12 protein-coding genes are annotated in these 13,152 nt (G+C 37.5%); 3 read left to right on the top strand and 9 right to left on the bottom strand.

What is annotated here, in order from left to right:
• Positions 1–52: 52 nt before the first annotated feature.
• From JEM45_RS00825 to acsA, 4 genes are all read right to left on the bottom strand, one after another.
• Positions 53–919, bottom strand: a complete 867-nt coding sequence (locus tag JEM45_RS00825) for an IS3 family transposase (RefSeq protein WP_051220504.1) — start codon at positions 917–919, stop codon at positions 53–55.
• A 20-nt stretch (positions 920–939) separates the two neighbouring features.
• Positions 940–1,611 carry a helix-turn-helix domain-containing protein gene (locus tag JEM45_RS00820; RefSeq protein WP_198687226.1) on the bottom strand — a complete coding sequence of 224 codons (672 nt, stop codon included), beginning with the start codon at positions 1,609–1,611 and terminating at the stop codon, positions 940–942.
• 91 nt (positions 1,612–1,702) lie between these two features.
• The gene (locus JEM45_RS00815) at positions 1,703–3,370 is read right to left on the bottom strand and encodes a formate--tetrahydrofolate ligase (RefSeq protein WP_026866704.1); all 1,668 of its coding nucleotides are present in this window, start codon (positions 3,368–3,370) and stop codon (positions 1,703–1,705) included.
• Positions 3,371–3,510: 140 nt separating this feature from the next.
• Positions 3,511–5,178: an acetate--CoA ligase gene (gene acsA / locus JEM45_RS00810; protein ID WP_370545411.1), complete on the bottom strand. Its 1,668-nt coding sequence runs from the start codon at positions 5,176–5,178 to the stop codon at positions 3,511–3,513.
• Between the two features lie 244 nt (positions 5,179–5,422).
• Between acsA and JEM45_RS00805 the strand changes: the two genes are divergently transcribed.
• From JEM45_RS00805 to JEM45_RS00795, 3 genes are read left to right on the top strand one after another with little or no spacing between them, the layout of a single operon-like run.
• Complete coding sequence (locus JEM45_RS00805; RefSeq protein ID WP_026866702.1) at positions 5,423–6,055, top strand: hypothetical protein; 633 nt, start codon at positions 5,423–5,425, stop codon at positions 6,053–6,055.
• A 17-nt stretch (positions 6,056–6,072) separates the two neighbouring features.
• Positions 6,073–6,708, top strand: a complete 636-nt coding sequence (locus JEM45_RS00800) for a CBS and ACT domain-containing protein (protein ID WP_026866701.1) — start codon at positions 6,073–6,075, stop codon at positions 6,706–6,708.
• The gene (locus JEM45_RS00795; protein ID WP_035856160.1) at positions 6,708–7,853 is read left to right on the top strand and encodes an acetoin utilization protein AcuC; all 1,146 of its coding nucleotides are present in this window, start codon (positions 6,708–6,710) and stop codon (positions 7,851–7,853) included. The genes JEM45_RS00800 and JEM45_RS00795 overlap by 1 nt, the downstream gene beginning before the upstream one ends.
• A gap of 113 nt (positions 7,854–7,966) precedes the next feature.
• Here the strand turns inward: JEM45_RS00795 and ccpA are convergent, their stop codons facing one another.
• The 5 genes from ccpA to JEM45_RS00770 form a co-directional block, all read right to left on the bottom strand.
• On the bottom strand, positions 7,967–8,956 hold the full coding sequence (ccpA, locus tag JEM45_RS00790; protein WP_198687539.1) for a catabolite control protein A: 990 nt from the start codon (positions 8,954–8,956) through the stop codon (positions 7,967–7,969).
• 161 nt (positions 8,957–9,117) lie between these two features.
• Positions 9,118–9,546, bottom strand: coding sequence for a YtxH domain-containing protein (locus tag JEM45_RS00785; protein WP_198687538.1), 429 nt, complete (start codon positions 9,544–9,546; stop codon positions 9,118–9,120).
• A gap of 33 nt (positions 9,547–9,579) precedes the next feature.
• The gene (locus tag JEM45_RS00780; RefSeq protein ID WP_026866697.1) at positions 9,580–10,050 is read right to left on the bottom strand and encodes a DUF948 domain-containing protein; all 471 of its coding nucleotides are present in this window, start codon (positions 10,048–10,050) and stop codon (positions 9,580–9,582) included.
• 90 nt (positions 10,051–10,140) lie between these two features.
• A complete protein-coding gene (gene murC, locus JEM45_RS00775) occupies positions 10,141–11,442 on the bottom strand; it encodes a UDP-N-acetylmuramate--L-alanine ligase (RefSeq protein WP_026866696.1) in 1,302 nt (433 codons plus the stop codon).
• A 15-nt stretch (positions 11,443–11,457) separates the two neighbouring features.
• Positions 11,458–13,143, bottom strand: coding sequence for a DNA translocase FtsK (locus JEM45_RS00770; RefSeq protein ID WP_026866695.1), 1,686 nt, complete (start codon positions 13,141–13,143; stop codon positions 11,458–11,460).
• Between the last annotated feature and the right edge of the window lie 9 nt (positions 13,144–13,152).

Raw genomic sequence — 13,152 nt, 5'->3', positions numbered from 1 at the left:
GAATAAAATAAATTTTTCTCTGGGATATGAACATGTTCATATCTCAGTTTTTTTATGCAGCCACACGACGAAGTTCGATTGGTGTCAAACCAAACAGCACATCTTGTGGTCGTTCATGGTTATAAAAATGGATATAATGATTGAGATCTTCCACCAGGTGTTGGTAGGTGGCATAGCCACCTGACTTTCTAACTAAGTGATAACGCTCTGATTTTAACTTACCAAAAAATGACTCCATCGGCCCATTATCAATACATTTCCCCACTCTAGACATGCTCTGAGTCATCTGATTCACATTTAACAGTTGTCTAAAACCATAAGAGGTAAACTGGTATCCTCGGTCACTGTGCACCATGGGTGAAGCCAGTGGATTGCACTTTAAAGCAGCTTTAAACGTATCCAACACAAGTTGATTATTATTCCTCAAACTAAAACGATGGGCGACAATACTATTATCAAATAAGTCCAATATCGCACACATGTAGACACGCGAGCCATTCTTAAGCTTATATTCTGTAACATCCGTTAGCCATTTCTCATTCTTAAATTCAGAAACGAACTGTCGACCCAATGTATTTGTTGCAGTCAAATCACCAGATTTCTGTGTGCGGACTTGTTTCTTTTTACGTGTGACGGATTGTATACCCATGAGTCGCATGATGCGTAAGATACGTCTCGCACCGTATGCGGTATTAAGTTGGCGATTCACTAGATGACGCATCATTCGATATCCAGGGACACCTTTATATTTTAGGTATAACTCAGCAATGGTGGATGCGATGACTGCATTCTCAATCTCATATTGTGGGGGCTGACGGTTCAAATATTTATAATATGCTTGACGACTGATATTTGCGACCGCACATAGTTCCGAGATTGTATAGCCGACCCTGTGTAATTCAGTAATGGCTTCATGCACCCTATGGCCACGAACTCGGCTTATTTTTGTCTCCGCTCGAGTTCTTCCAACTTTTTTAGAAACGCATTCTCTACTTCCACTTTCCGACGTTGACGACGCTCTTGTTCTAGCGCGCGTTTCAATTGATCGACTTCACTCAATGCATCTTCAGGCTTTCGCTTGCCGCGTCGGTCTTCTAAACCATACTTTCCAGCTGCTTCATATTTTTTCACATATTGATAAGCTTGCTGATAGGTGACATCAAAAAGCTCAGATAGTTCACGAATACTCACTTCATTTGCCTCATAATACTGTGCAATGTCTAATCGTTCTTGGTATGTGGTCTGTCTTGACTTAACCATCAATGGCTTACCTCCGAAGGTAGATTTAACTCGTTTACCTTCAGTATACGCCTTAACCCATTTCTTTACAGTAGAATGGGTACGAATATTGTATTTTATAGCTAAGCTTCTATAACTAATGGATTGATTAAGATACTCCTCTACCACCATTGACTTAAATGCTTTTGTGTATGTCTGATGCTTGGGCTCATGTCTCAAAGCTTCAGGGCCCTTCTCTTGATATAATCTCATCCAATCTTTTAAACTTTGGATGCTTACATTAAATTTCTTTTGTGTGTCTTGCTGGCTACCATGCTTCAAGTAGTATTCAATAATACTAATTTTTTCTTCAAAACTACGATGTCGAGCCATAATAAAACCTCCTAAGTCTACAGATTTTTTAATTCATCTGTAAACTTAGGAGGTAGCAGGTCAGCTTAGCATCGAGTGTTTTAACTTATCTTTAGAATAATCCTGTTGAAGATCCGTCTGCATTAACATCCATGTTATTTGCAGAAGGAACTTTAGGAAGTCCAGGCATTGTCATGATATCACCAGTCAGTGCAACAACGAATCCTGCACCTGCTTTAGCGATAACTTCACGAACAGTTACAGTGAAGCCTGATGGACGTCCAAGTTTCTTAGGATCATCTGATAATGAGTACTGAGTCTTAGCCATACATACCGGGAAGTTGCCCCAGCCGTTCGCTTCGATATCAGCAATTTGTTTTTTAGCTTTGTCTGTAAGTACTACGCCGTCACCGCCGTATACTTCAGTAACAATTTTTTCAATCTTGTCAGCGATTGGTAATTCATCTTCATATAAGTGGTGGAAGTCATTTCCTGCTTCAACAGCTTCAAGTACTTGCTCTGCAAGTGCAACGCCGCCTTCTCCACCTTTTTCCCAAACTTGTGTAAGTGCAACGCGTACGCCTTGCTCTTTACACCAGTCAAGAACGAAGTTTCTTTCTTCGTCAGTATCTGTTACGAAGTCATTTAAAGCAATAACTGGTTCTACACCAAATTTACGAGCGTTCTCGATGTGCTTACCTAGGTTAGCAACACCTTCTTTAAGTGCATCAACGTTTGCTTCACCTAAGTCAGCTTTTGCAACCCCGCCGTTCATCTTAAGCGCACGGATTGTAGCAACTAAAACGATCGCATCAGGTTTGAATCCACCCATACGTGCTTTAATATCCATGAATTTCTCTCCGCCTAAGTCAGAACCAAATCCACATTCAGTAACAACGATGTCTGCAAGTTGTCTAGCAGTGTTTGTTGCAATGATTGAGTTACAACCATGTGCAATGTTAGCGAATGGCCCACCGTGAATTAGAGCAGGTGTACCTTCCATAGTCTGTACTAAGTTAGGTTTGATTGCTTCTTTAAGAAGTAATGCTAATGCACCTTCTACTTCAAGCTCCCCAACTGTTACAGGTTTTTTGTCATATGTGTAACCAAATACAATTTTAGATAATTTTTCTTTAAGATCCATGATGTCATTTGATAAACAAAGAATAGCCATAATTTCACTAGCTACTGTAATATCAAAACCATCTTGACGAGGAACACCTTTAGTCGGTCCACCTAGACCAACAACAACTTCACGTAGAGCACGGTCATTCATGTCGATAACACGTTTCCAGCTCACACGGCGTGGATCAATGTTTAACTTGTTACCGTGGTGAATGTGGTTGTCAATAAAAGCACTTAACGCGTTATTCGCTGTAGTAATCGCGTGTAAGTCACCGTTAAAGTGAAGGTTAATTTCTTCCATAGGTAGAACTTGTGCTTGTCCACCACCAGTTGCGCCACCTTTAACACCCATTACAGGTCCTAATGAAGGTTCGCGTAAAGCAACCATTACATTCTTACCAATTTTGTTGAATGCATCACTTAGGCCAACAGTTACCGTTGATTTACCTTCACCAGCTGGTGTAGGGTTCATCGCAGATACTAATACAATCTTAGAATCTTCTTTGTTACCTTCTAAATTGTTGATGTCAACCTTAGCCTTATATTTACCATACATTTCTAACGCATCTTCAGGAATACCTGCTTTTTTAGCAATATCCTGGATCGGTTGTAATGTTGCTTTGGAAGCAATTTCCTGGTCAGTCAAATGTGCCATCTTCTCAGCTCCTAAATAAATGTTGTACGTTGTAAATCGATTTCACAACTCCACTATCATTATTACATAAAAAAAGAAAATCGACCATAAAAAGCGGTCGACTTTCCGTTATTTGTGAATTTTTTCAATAAATTTATGATTTAGTTATCGTCCATGGATGATAAATCGCCCGCCGGCAAGTCTAATTCCCAAGCTTTTAGTACACGTCTCATAATCTTACCACTGCGTGTTTTAGGAAGACTATCTTTAAATTCAATTTCTCTTGGTGCAGCGTGTGCAGCTAAACCATTTTTCACGAACACTCTAATTTCTTCTTTCAATTCATCGGTAGGTTCATAACCATCTCTTAAAGCAATGAATGCCTTAACAATTTCACCTCGAATTGGATCAGGCTTACCAATCACACCCGCTTCTTGAACTGCCTCATGTTCAACAAGTTTCGATTCGATTTCAAATGGTCCAACTCTTTCACCAGCTGTCATGATGACATCGTCCACTCGCCCTTGGAACCAGAAATAACCTTCTTCATCCATATAAGCTGAGTCGCCGGAAATATACCAGTCACCGATGAAATAAGAATCATATTTAGGTTTATTTTTCCAAATCTCTCTCATCATCGCTGGCCAACCTGCTTTAAGTGCAAGGTTCCCCATACGGTTAGGCGGTAACTCTTGTCCTTGGTCATCAACTATTGTTGCTTCTATACCTGGTAGTGGTTTACCCATTGAACCTGCCTTAATGTCAATAGATGGGAAGTTGACAATCATATGTGCACCCGTTTCTGTCATCCACCATGTATCATGGATTCTTAGACCGTACACGTCCATTCCCCATTTTACAACTTCTGGATTTAGAGGTTCACCAACTGATAAGATATGTCTTAGTGATGATAAGTCATATTTTTCAACAATATCATCACTTGCACCCATCAGCATTCTAAAGGCCGTAGGTGCACTATACCAAACCGTTACTTTTAGCTTTTCTAAAGCATCATACCATGATTCAGGTGAAAATCTTCCACCTACGATGACATTTGTTGAACGGTTCAACCAAGGTGCAAAAATGCCGTAAGATGTACCTGTTACCCAGCCTGGGTCAGCTGTACACCAATACACATCATCTTCTTTTAAATCTAAAACATATTTACCTGAAATATATTGCTGAATCATAGCTTCTTGAACGTGCAATACACCTTTTGGTTGACCAGTCGAACCACTAGTGTAATGCAGAATCAAGCCATCTTCTCGGTCTAACCATTCTATTTCAAAATCAACTGATGCGTCTTTTACTAGGCTTCGATAGTCAATAAATTGATCATCGACATCATCACCTACAACAACAACGTTTTTTAATTCAGGTAATTCATCAACTGGAATTCTCCCGACGAGTTCAGTACTCGTAATCACTGTTGACGCATCACTGTTTTCTAGTCTATCCTTGACTGCTTTTTCCATGAAAGCTTCAAATAATGGACCTACAATTGCACCGATCTTTAAAGCACCTAAAAGTGAGAAATATAATTCAGGTGAGCGTGCCATGAAGATAAAGACACGATCTCCTTTTTTTACCCCTATATCTTTTAATACATTAGCAGCTTGGTTTGATTTTTCTTGAATTTCTTTAAAGGTAAATGATTGAACCTCATCATCTAATTTGTAATGAAGCGCAATCTTATCCCCATATCCGTCATCGACATGACGATCAATCAGTTCATATGCCATGTTTACTTTACCGGTTTCATACCATGAAAATTGTTTGCTAACTTCTTCCCAAGATAAGTTTTCTTTCGCCGCTTCGTAATTCGGCATGTTTGCTTGTTGATCTGTTGCTTTATATGTTTCTACTTTCATCTTAACGACGCCCCTTGTTTGTAATATTTATTCCGTTTATATAGCCATTATATTGAAAGTTGATTTAAAATTCTATGAAAAAGACTAAATTCCTTGAATTTTCCCACAAAAAAATAAACCGTTTTCACTTTAGTATATATTCACTCTAATATATAATATAAATGAGTAGTAACGTATATAAATTTCACTAAGGGGTGTTTCGTTGAAGCATCAAAAAACGTACTATAAAACTGAAACTAGCGCTGACGATTACACTGTTATTATAGAAGGTCCACTCACTTCAAATGAGCTTAATCAATTTACTTTTGATGATGGTTTAGATGCCTTTCGGCAGCCAAAAGATCAATTCCAAGCACTTTTAGAAATTGCAGATTTAAATGAAGGTCGCATTATTATATGCAGAATTGATAACCATATTATTGGTTACGTCACTTTTTTACATCCCGACCCACTTGAGAGATGGTCAGATGGAAACCTCCCCTTCATAATGGAACTCGGTGCAGTAGAAGTCACTTTACCATTTAGAGGTTATAACCTAGCTAGCCACATGTTAGAGTTATCAATCAAGGATCATTTTGTCGAAAATTACATCATAATTACGACAGAATATTACTGGCACTGGGACTTGAAAAACAGTGGTCTCGATGTCTATGAATATAAAAATTTAATGATTAAATTGATGAAACGTGCAGGCTATGAAGTGTTTCAAACGAATGACCCAGAAATCACTGGCCATCCAGCCAATACTTTAATGGCGAGAATCGGCCGCAATATAAATGATGAGCAAATGCAACAATTTGATGAAATTCGTTTTAAAAACAGATTTTTAATCTGACGAAAGGTGCGTATTGAATGTTAGTAGAAAAGATTATGACCCGCCCAGTTAAAACTCTACATGAGAATGATACAATCCACGATGCAATGAACATGATGAGCAGCTTATCAATTCGACACGTACCGATTGTTAACGATGCCGGCGAGCTTGTAGGTATTATTTCCGATAAAGACCTCAACCTTGCCCTTCCCTCCATTGCAGGTGGTGATACTGAAATTTCTTTGGACCTGGAACTTAAAAAAATTATGAGACAACAAGTAACGACTTGTCATCCATTAGATTTCGTCGAAGAAATCGCCAAGGACTTTTACCATTATAGTATTGGTGCAATCCCTGTGATGAGCGGTAAGGCGTTAGTGGGCATTGTCACTCAAAAGGATATGTTAAATACATTTTTAGAATTAACAGGTATTAGAGAACCAGGTTCAATTATCGAAATTGATATCAAGGACCGGATGGGAATTATATATGATTTAGGTAAAATATTTAAAGATTTAAACATTAAAATCGCCAGTATTTCAATTTACCCAAATACTGAAGTCAAAGGCAACAAAATCATTGTCTTAAGAATTGAGGCAATGAATCCACTCATCGCAATAGAAAAATTAGAAGCCTCAGGCTTTAATGTGATTAGTCCGGGTGGGATGCACTGATGAAACCACTATATATTTATGATGATGAATTATTAAAATATCGCTTTAGTGACAGTCATCCTTTTAATCAGATGCGGCTAAAGTTGACCACTGACTTGTTAAAAGACAGTGGTTATTTAACTACAGAACATATTGTTAAACCAAGAACTGCCACCATTAAGGAACTTTCCCTGGTTCACTCAAAGGCATATATTCAAGCTGTTCAAGATGCAGGTCATAATTTGTTATCTACTGAAGAGTTGATTAAATATGGTTTAGAAACAGAGGATACCCCGAGTTTCAAAGATATGCATGAAAAGTCTGCCCTACTTGTCGGAGCTACCTTAACGGCAGTGGACCTTGTTATGACCGGGAAAACGAATCAAGCCGTTAATTTATCTGGAGGACTTCATCACGGATTTAGTGGTAAGGCGAGTGGCTTTTGTATCTATAACGATGCTGCAGTTGCCTGTGAATACATCGTCCAAAATTATAATAAGACTGTACTCTATGTAGATACAGATGCTCATCACGGCGACGGTGTTCAATGGACTTTTTACGGACGTAATGATGTTGCGACCTTATCTATACATGAAACAGGCCGTTACCTCTTTCCAGGGACAGGTAGTGTTACAGAGAGAGGGACTGAAGAAGGATTTGGATATGCGGTCAACTTACCAATCGATGCATTCACTGAAGATGATTCCTTTCTAGAAGTGTTCAAAAAATCTTTAGAAGGGGCGATTCAAAAATTCAAACCTGATATCATACTCAGTCAAAATGGTGTCGATGCACATTTTAGAGATCCAATGACTCACTTATCATTGACGTCAAAATCATTTGAAGAAATACCTAGGTTTGTTAAAAAAATGGCCGATCAATATACGAACGGTAAATGGATTGCTATCGGTGGTGGTGGCTATAACATATGGCAGGTCGTTCCAAGAATGTGGAGTCAAATTTGGTTGGCTATGAATGAAGAAGAAGCACCGAGAGGTCCCTTGCCTACTTGCTTTATAGAAAGATATAAAGATGAATGCAAGGTCGTTTTTCCGCTCAATTGGGAGGATACACTAGAAGATTATATGGAAATTCCTCGACGAAAGGAAATAACAGAGAAAAATCATAATACTTTAAATCGAATTTTAATGTATTTTGAACAATAAGTGTAAAGCGTATGCCCAAAATCGAAGCATACGCTTTTTTACTTTATCATAAAATAAAACACCTACTTAAGACAGACTATAATGTCCATCTTAAGTAAGCGTTATTGTGTATATTATCTAGTTGTCGTTCTATAATCGATACGGTGTGGTAATTCAACCATTGTCGTATCCACAGTCTCTTCGTTCATTAATTTTGTTAATAAACGCATGCCCACAGCACCTAAATCATAAAGTGGCACTGCTATGCTTGAAATTTTCGGTCTAACCATTGTAACAAGCCTTGTATTTGAACAGCTGATGATCTGTAACCTTTGTGGCATCGCAACGCCGTGGTCATGACCACCGTGTAAAATACCGATTGCAGCTTCATCACTAATGACAATTACTGCATCTCTTTCTTTGTTCATCAGATCACCGAAAATTTCTTTACCACTATCATAATCAGCAGCATCTTCAACCATTAAATAGTCATCACCATTTAATCCAGCTTCTTTATAAGCGGCTTTCATACCTTCAACCATACGGTTTTCTTGGAAACGTGAATAGCCAGCAGTAATGAAACCGATGTTTTTCGTGTCATCTTTAATAAATTTTGTTGTGGCTTCTTTAGCAGCCTCAAAATAGTTAATGTTGACACTCGGTATATCACTTTCAACTTCCCCACTACCACAGATTACAACAGGCACATTTGATGAAGAAATATCTTCTCTTACCTTATCGTTTAACTTACCTCCGAGAAATACAATACCATCAACTTGTTTACTCACTAAGTTTAAGAAGGCATCTTCCTCTTTTCTTGGATCCTGATCTGTATTTGTAATAATAATTTGATAATTATACATTTCTGCAATATCTTCTAAGCCTCTTGCCAGTGCAGAATAATAAAGGTCTGATATATCAGGAATAATAACGCCGACCGTCGTTGTTTTTTTACTTGCCAGACCTCTCGCTACAGCATTTGGTCTATAGTTTAACCTGTCTATAACATCTTTTACTTTTTTCCTTGTTTCTGGTTTGACATTTGGATTACCATTTAAGACTCTAGAAACTGTTGCCATGGAGACTTTTGCTTCTCTAGCCACATCGTATATCGTTACTGTCATAATATCCCTCCGAGTCTAATAGTGAAATGTAAGCGTTTTATATATATTAATATATCAAAAATGTTAGCACTCTCATAGCACAAATATACAAACATTATAACAAAAAATTCAGTCACATGTAGTGACTGAATAAAATACTCATATTCTTTTATTTGAAAAGCTTACTTATCGACGTATTTTGACATATCAACAACATTCGCTTTGTCTAAATTATCATCTGCGACTTCATCTCTTATTGCTCTCTTTTGAGCTTGGACATCCTCAGAATCAAGTTTCTTCACTCTAGATTTCTCATCTAGTTCTGCTTTCTTGTGAAGCACTTTCTCTTTAACATCTCCAAACTTCTCATCTAACACTTCAGTAAATGAGGGACCATCGTGTCCGTCCTCATTCTTAACTGAATCCTGTAGTCGTTTAATGTCATCGCGTAATGCATCTCCCGATTTCGGTGCGATAAACAATCCCCCGACTACACCTGCTAAAAGACCAAGTGCAAGTCCGAAAGTGAAGTCTCTGCCAGTAGATCGTTCGACAGTGGCATCATATGTGTCGATGCCTTGAATGTGTCTGTCTCTATTGTACGTTTCCATGATTTTACCTCCAAATAGGATTAATCATTACACTTACAAGTTTTCGTCATTTTGTACGTTAACCTTACCGTAAGCATTATTTCTTTGTTGTTTTCTTAGCTGCCACTTGTCTGCAATTTCCATTGCAACATTTGACCATTGAACAACTTGTGAGATTTTCTCTTCATTTTGTGAAATGTTGTGAGTAATTGAATTTGTCACACGATCAACTGAATCATTCAAGTTAGTCACAGAGTAACCAACACCTTGAACAGCATCTACAACGGCATTAAGTTTTTCTGATTTACCTTGAATATCTTCAACAAGTCTGTTTGATTTGTGAAGTAAGTCAGTAGATTCACGTGTAATACCTTGAATTTGACCATCTAAACCATCGAGTGTATCAGCTACGTGGTCTAAGTTTTTCTTAACTGAGAATAATACAACTGCAATCGCGATACATAATACTAAAAATGCAATCGCAGCTATGCCTGCGGCAATGTATAAAACTATTTGCCAATCCATTTTAACGCCTCCAATATTTCTTAACTGTTTTCTTAATTATCATAGCCTAAATTTCATATCAATAAACATAAATTTCAATTATTTTATTAATTAAGATAATAATTCTGTGAAGCGTTTTTCATATTTTTGAATGTCTCCAGCACCCATAAAGATAATCACTCCATCTGAGTGTTGATCTAAACTTTCTAAGTTTGCTTCCGACAGAGATTCTGCACCGTCTATTAAATAAACTAAATCTCTTGACGTTAAATTACCGCTTGCTTCCCGAGCCGACCCAAATATATCAACAATATAGGCTTTATCTGAAGCAGATAAGGCTGTTGCAAATTCCTTTAAGAATTTCTCTGTTCGTGAGAAAGTGTGCGGTTGAAAGACTGAAATAATCTCTCTATTTGGGTACTTTTTACGTGCGGTTTCTAAAGTTGCTTCAATTTCTTTTGGGTGATGTGCATAATCATCGACGATCACCATGTTGTGAAGTTTAGTTTCTGAAAATCGACGTTTGACGCCACCATAGCTTAAGAATGAAGCTTTAATCGCTTCAATATCTAATTTTTCTAAGTAAGCAATTCCGATGACAGCAAGTGAGTTTAAAATTAAATGGTCACCAAACATTGGTGTTTTAAAAGTTTCAAAGTAGGCGCCATCAATTTTTACATCAAAGGTTGTACCTTTCTCACTAACGACAACATTCTCTGCAACAATATCATCATCGCTATCAATACCGTAAGTCACGACTTTTTTCCCTAAATCTTTTATCTCTTGTATGTGAGCGTCACCACCGTAAGCAACAATTGCTTTTTTCACCTGTGATGCCATCTCTTTAAAAGCATCAACGACATCTGAAATATCTTTGAAGTAATCAGGATGGTCAAAGTCTATATTAGTAATGATGGCATAGTCCGGATAATAGCTCAGAAAATGGCGTTTATATTCACATGACTCAAATGTAAAGTATTCACTTTTTGGTAGTCCAAAACCAGTACCGTCACCGATTAGATAAGTTGTATCTACCGAACCATTCATCACATGACTCAAGAGGCCTGTTGTAGAAGTCTTACCATGCGCCCCAGTGACTGCAACTGATATATAATTGCTCATAAACTCAGCAAGGAATACATGATAACGTACCACTTCATAGCCTAAGTCTCTCGCTTTTTTAATTTCAGGATGATCATCTTTAAAAGCATTACCTGCTATATATGTCATCCCTTCAACAATATTATCTTCAGAGAATGGAAGTACTTTTATACCCTTTTTACGGAGTGGTCCTTCAGTAAACACTTCATTTGTAATATCAGAGCCTTGAATGGTATGCCCAATGTCATGTAGTACCTGAGCTAAGGCACTCATACCCGCACCTTTTATTCCGATAAAATGATATTTCTTCACGATTACACCAATCTTTCATCGATTATTATGTTTTATGTGATCAAACACACTTTGCCTTACACTGTTATCAATTGTTCCAATCGACACACGGTTAGGCTTATTAGAAGTCGGAATGACAACTAACGTATCGTTACCTTCTGTCAACTCATGTGCGGTATTTACAGCACCATTATCTTTGTCGAAGAAGGAAATTTTTGTCTGCATTAATTGTAAAAGTTCATATCTAATGCCATTATCTTTATTTTTAAAGTTTGCCAAAACATGTATACCTAAGGGCTTACCTTGACGTAAAATTTGCACAAGCGCCCTTGGGACATCAGCGTTTTCGTTATTAATTAATGTTTCTAAGTCATCAATAATAACTACCATCGTTGATTTTTGGCTTTCATATTTAACACGATTGTTATAGCTTTGAATATTTCTGACATGTGCTCGTCTAAACTGAACATTACGTTCATTTAGTTCAGTTAAAATTTCTAGCAATGCATCGGGATGTGATGGACTAATTTTAGAACCAAAAGCATGAGGTACATCTAGGTAATCATCATAGTCATCTGATTCTGCGACAACAGATGTATTTAAGTCATGAGGGTTATGATTCATTAACAATGACAACAAAATATTATCTATTGGATGCACATCGTAATTCACTTGATTACCATATATTAAAATATGACCTGCCTTTGATAGCTCGTATGAGAAGATTTTATCATCCACTGTTTTTCCGACAGCAAACTTTAAATCATTCTTTCTGAGTTTTAAGCTACTGGATTCAAATAGTGTTCTAAAATGAATTGGGCTTACATTTTGTAAAGGTACTTCTAGGCCGATGTTTGATGCACCGATTAAGGAAGACATTATGCGTAAATGTTCTAAACCGAGTGCTTCTTTTAGTGCCTTATTTAAACGCGGAATATTAGACACTCTGAATGAACGATTAAGTTTTACTTCATAGCGTCCTATAATACCATTAGAAGTGTAATCAATCACTCTTCCCTCAACATCTAGTGTATCAAAAGCTTGATTGATGCGTTCACTTAATGACTTATCCATTTCTTTATAGCGACTATTTTGTGCCTGACCTAATATACTCACTCCAGGTTGGCTCACGTTTGGTCCAACCCGTTTAGCTGTCACCGCTTGTTGCTTTTGTTTTAAGCTATCTTGTTTAGAGCCTAATACACTTAGAGCCTCATTGTCCTTTTTCGTTACAGTTGCCCCAGTTCCTTTCACTTCACCATTCGCTTTTTGTACCTTACGCTTCTTCTCTTCAAGCGCTAAATCTAAACGACGTTGCTGCTCTTTACGCTTAAGCACATTCTTACGTTTTTCTTTTTTCTGTCTTTCTTTAACAATGTTGTCAACAATGACAGAATTATAGTTCTTAAATTTCTCTAAATATCTTTCGCGCTCATCTACAGGATTTGATTTTTTGTTTAGGCCGTGGATTGCAGATGGCACTTCTCTTGCTTTTAAGATTGTATAACGTGTTGGTCTTTTAACAGATGGTTTTGTGTCTAGATGTCTTGACTCTCTTTTAGGTCGCTTAACATAGTCAGGTGTCGAATTAGACGGCGCTTCGACACTACGATCATCATTTACTAGATTTGAACCATCTAAATCCATAGGAAATTTAAAAGATTCTTTCTTGTCTTCTTTATTTGAGCGTTCTCTGTTAAACTCACGCCTTCTTCTAGTCATTTCATCACA

This window comes from Jeotgalicoccus sp. ATCC 8456 (assembly GCF_016313225.1).
Classification (GTDB): Bacteria; Bacillota; Bacilli; order Staphylococcales; family Salinicoccaceae; genus Jeotgalicoccus; species Jeotgalicoccus marinus.
This window is presented reverse-complemented; position numbering and strand designations above follow the sequence as displayed.

Excerpts from the sequence above, each read along its gene's own strand:
- JEM45_RS00815 (WP_026866704.1), bottom strand. The coding sequence starts at position 3,370 with ATGGCACATTTGACTGACCAGGAAATTGCTTCCAAAGCAACATTACAA.
- JEM45_RS00770 (WP_026866695.1), bottom strand. The coding sequence starts at position 13,143 with ATGACTAGAAGAAGGCGTGAGTTTAACAGAGAACGCTCAAATAAAGAA.
- JEM45_RS00780 (WP_026866697.1), bottom strand. The coding sequence starts at position 10,050 with ATGGATTGGCAAATAGTTTTATACATTGCCGCAGGCATAGCTGCGATT.
- JEM45_RS00800 (WP_026866701.1), top strand. The coding sequence starts at position 6,073 with ATGTTAGTAGAAAAGATTATGACCCGCCCAGTTAAAACTCTACATGAG.
- JEM45_RS00820 (WP_198687226.1), bottom strand. The coding sequence starts at position 1,611 with ATGGCTCGACATCGTAGTTTTGAAGAAAAAATTAGTATTATTGAATAC.
- JEM45_RS00785 (WP_198687538.1), bottom strand. The coding sequence starts at position 9,546 with ATGGAAACGTACAATAGAGACAGACACATTCAAGGCATCGACACATAT.
- acsA (WP_370545411.1), bottom strand. The coding sequence starts at position 5,178 with ATGCCGAATTACGAAGCGGCGAAAGAAAACTTATCTTGGGAAGAAGTT.
- ccpA (WP_198687539.1), bottom strand. The coding sequence starts at position 8,956 with ATGACAGTAACGATATACGATGTGGCTAGAGAAGCAAAAGTCTCCATG.
- JEM45_RS00795 (WP_035856160.1), top strand. The coding sequence starts at position 6,708 with ATGAAACCACTATATATTTATGATGATGAATTATTAAAATATCGCTTT.